Annotated in this window: 3 protein-coding genes and 1 pseudogene; 3 read left to right on the forward strand and 1 reads right to left on the reverse strand. The window is 45.7% G+C overall.

Translation table 11 applies throughout. The features are described 5' to 3' along the window. Positions 1 to 1510: condensation domain-containing protein (locus Xbed_RS18155; RefSeq protein WP_244182553.1), on the reverse strand; the 1510-nt coding region annotated here is incomplete at its 3' end. 395 nt (positions 1511 to 1905) lie between these two features. On the opposite strand from Xbed_RS18155, the gene ttcA reads away from it, so the two are divergent. The 3 genes and pseudogenes from ttcA to tssD form a co-directional block, all read left to right on the forward strand. Beyond that, positions 1906 to 2799, forward strand: a complete 894-nt coding sequence (ttcA, locus tag Xbed_RS18160) for a tRNA 2-thiocytidine(32) synthetase TtcA (protein WP_086114240.1) — start codon at positions 1906 to 1908, stop codon at positions 2797 to 2799. A 119-nt stretch (positions 2800 to 2918) separates the two neighbouring features. Continuing rightward, entirely contained in the window at positions 2919 to 3209 is a 291-nt protein-coding gene (locus tag Xbed_RS18165; protein ID WP_086114241.1) for a putative hemolysin, read from the forward strand. A gap of 12 nt (positions 3210 to 3221) precedes the next feature. Further along, positions 3222 to 3473: pseudogene (tssD, locus tag Xbed_RS18170) on the forward strand (type VI secretion system tube protein TssD); the annotation flags it as partial.

Raw genomic sequence — 3473 nt, forward strand, 5'->3', positions numbered from 1 at the left:
GGTGCGCGGCCTGCGCTTCAAACCCGGCATGGACGAAAGCCGCTGGCGGATAATCCACCTGAGTGGCATTGAAATCCACCAGCAGTTGTTGCCGCTCTGCCGGTGGCAATATCGGTAGGTTCCGGATGGGGGTCTGCGGAGAGCGGAGTGCCGCTTCTATCAGCACCATCAGACGGGCTTGAAGTGCCATAACCTCAGCACGATTCAGGTAATTGGGTGAAAAATTAAATTCAAGAGTCACCGGTTTTTGGGCATCCTCACTGTCAGTGAATGCGTATTGATAGAGGGCAATGACGAGGGGGAACGGGGTATGACGTTGTATTTTTGCGTGCCTGAGCGTGGCGTTTGGCATACGGGCGTTCACTTCGATCCACTCAAATGACAGCATGATGTCAAATAGCTGGGCGCGCCCTGTCTTCTGCTGAACTTGTGTAAGCCGATTGATCTCTGCGATTGGCAGGCGTTGACGTTTATAGCAACGACGCAATTCTGTTGCGGATTTTTTCATCACATCAAGGAAGCTATCGTCAGGTGCAACCGTGATGCCGACAGGGATCACTGACGAAAACATGCCCATCGTGCGTTTTTGTTTGCTGTTTTTACGATTGTGCACGGGAATACCAAAGACCTGCTCTTCGGTATTGTCAGTGTTTGAACGGTGAGTCGTGCGGGAGAAATAGCCGGCCAGAACCGCATACATGAAGTGCAGGACAGATAATCCCTGCGCGGTCACCAGATTTTCGATGCGCTGAAAAAGCGCGCTGTCTAATTGACAGACTAAAGGTTCAGCAGAGTCGTGAGCGGCGGTTTTATCTGAATTTGAGGGCTGGATTACGGCCGGGGGCAAGTTTTTATAGCGTTCCAACCAGAATTGTTGGTCTTGTTGATAACGTGGTGAATTCAGGTAGGCCCGATCCTCGTGAATAAAATCGAGATAGGAGGGGGCGGTTTCCGTGAGTTCCTCCCCTCTGATTAAGCGATGATAAGTGTTGACCAGCTCTTCGGGAATGAGTCCTATCGTTATGGCATCCCCGATGAGATGATGGCAACAGAACTGCCAGTACCAGCGATTGGCTCCCATGCGCAGCAGTTCAAAACGCCACAATTCACCATTCAAATCGAACGGACGCCTAAACGTTGCCCGGATGTGTTGTTCCGCCTGTTCTTCCGGGTCGGCATAACCTGAAAAATCATGGGAGGTCACAGACACCGGCAACGTCTCGGTGACTTCTTGCAGGGGTAATGCCTGAGTATTAATGAGTCGTAAACGCAATGCATCATGTCGATAAACAACGGATTTCAAGGCGCGCACTAACTGCGCTTCATCCAACTCTCCCTCAATGAGAACCACTGAGCCAAGGTTATAACAAGTGCTGTCAGGACGGAGGATTTGGTCAAGCCAGACAACTTGCTGGGTAGAACTGAGCGAAAATTTGCACGAAGGAGATGGGGAAGAATTCTCAAATGAACGTTTATCTCCGTTGTTGATACGATTGCATGACATAGGCATTACTTAACTCCTGTTTGTGAGTCAAAATAACTGGGCTAATGAAGTCAATAAGAGTTATGCAGCATTGCTGCACGCTGAAGATGTTGAGGGATTACCTCTTTCATAAATAAACACTTTATTTTTTTTATCTATCTTATGAAAGAGCTATCATTCGTTTATTTTTGATATGTCTTATTAAAATTCTAATGGTTTATCGTGACGGGGCGTGTTCAATCGTTTTCCCGGTACATTCAGGGTTTATTCTTTGAGGGTTATTATTAATATCGCTGATTATTTTGTGGTGCGGGGATAAGCTCATTTCAACCATAAAAAAAAGTCCGTATAATCCACGCCCTAAAAGAGCCCAGTTTAGAAAATCGATAGTTCGATACTAATCGACAGTGTGAGAAGTAGCTATGAATCAGAAAGATACAAGAAAAGAGTCTCTTGAGTTCAACAAACTCCAGAAGCGTTTGAGGAGAAATGTTGGCAATGCAATTATCGATTACAACATGATTGAAGCGAATGATGTGGTCATGGCCTGCATGAGTGGCGGAAAGGATTCATTTGCGATGCTGGATATCCTATTGAATCTGCAAAAAGTGGCGCCGATCAAGTTTGAGGTTGTTGCCGTCAATCTTGATCAGAAGCAACCGGGTTTTCCTGAGCATATTTTACCTGAGTATTTTGAGAGCCTGAATATTCCGTACTATATCGTCGATAAAGATACTTATTCGGTGGTTAAAGAGAAAGTTCCTGAAGGCAAGACAACCTGTGGATTGTGTTCAAGATTGCGTCGGGGCACACTTTATTCTTTCGCGGAAAAAATCGGGGCGACAAAAATTGCACTCGGGCATCACCTTGATGACATTGTTGAAACCCTGTTCCTGAATATGTTCCACGGTGCCCGTATGAAAGCGATGCCACCCAAGCTGCGCTCTGACGATGGCCGCAATGTTGTCATTAGGCCCCTGACTTATTGCCGTGAAAAAGATCTTATCCGCTACGCAGAATATAAAGCATTCCCCATCATTCCTTGTAATCTATGCGGTTCTCAGGAGAATCTCCAACGGAAGGCCATCAAAGCCATGTTGGTGGAATGGGATAAAAAAAGCCCGGGTCGGGTAGACAATGTTTTTAAATCAATTCAAACGGTCAGTCCAAGTCAATTAGCGGATAAATCGATTTTTGATTTTGTTAATTTGCCACTGGATCGTGAAGGAACAAGGGAAGAATACGCTTTTATGGAAGCCACGGTATCATCAACTAATATAGATAATGCTATGTTTATTGATGTCACTAATATCTAAAAAAGCATTTCAGGAGGGCTGGACAGCCCTCCTGAACGTTTAAACCTGTCATGGCATACCCGTAAAAATGTTTTTTTATACTCAATATAAATTGATCCGATGATCCTACAGGAGAAAATATGTGCTTAAGGCGGGGAATTATTCTGGGCAATCTGTTACTGGTTGGGTGGATATTGGTGGGTTGTAGCGGGCATCAGCCAAGTATTTCATCAGGTCGATACCACCATTATCAATACGCTGATCTGGGCATTTATTTGAGTGAAGACGCGAGTGCAACCTGCACCGATGCCGGCGGAACTCCGGCACTGACCCATTTGTTAAATGGCAATCAAATCCCCGTGTGCCAACTGGCTAATGGCCGTCGTTGTAATGAGCAGGCTTTATTGGATGGCGGATGTGCGTCAATTTGATTTTTATTTGTGGTATTAAGCCTCAGTCACGCGATGAGCCGAGACCAGAACGTCAATCATCACCCTGTCAGCTTTGTGAAGCCCCTCGATAAATCCTCTCCCCTGTTAGCGATGGCAATAAACGGTAACGAGTTGTTGGAGGCGAAATTTATGTGTTACCGGATCAATCCAATGGGACAGTTGGAATTTTTTTATGAAATCAAACTGACAGGCGCGAGCATTGTTGATGTTTCCTATCATTATCCGCATTCCATCGACGACAAC

Origin of the sequence: Xenorhabdus beddingii, from assembly GCF_002127545.1 — a bacterium.
In the GTDB taxonomy this organism is placed as follows: Bacteria; Pseudomonadota; Gammaproteobacteria; order Enterobacterales; family Enterobacteriaceae; genus Xenorhabdus; species Xenorhabdus beddingii.

What these genes read in the sequence shown, in the direction of transcription:
- Xbed_RS18165 (WP_086114241.1), top strand. Translation starts at nt 2,919, where the DNA reads ATGTGCTTAAGGCGGGGAATTATTCTGGGCAATCTGTTACTGGTTGGG.
- ttcA (WP_086114240.1), top strand. Translation starts at nt 1,906, where the DNA reads ATGAATCAGAAAGATACAAGAAAAGAGTCTCTTGAGTTCAACAAACTC.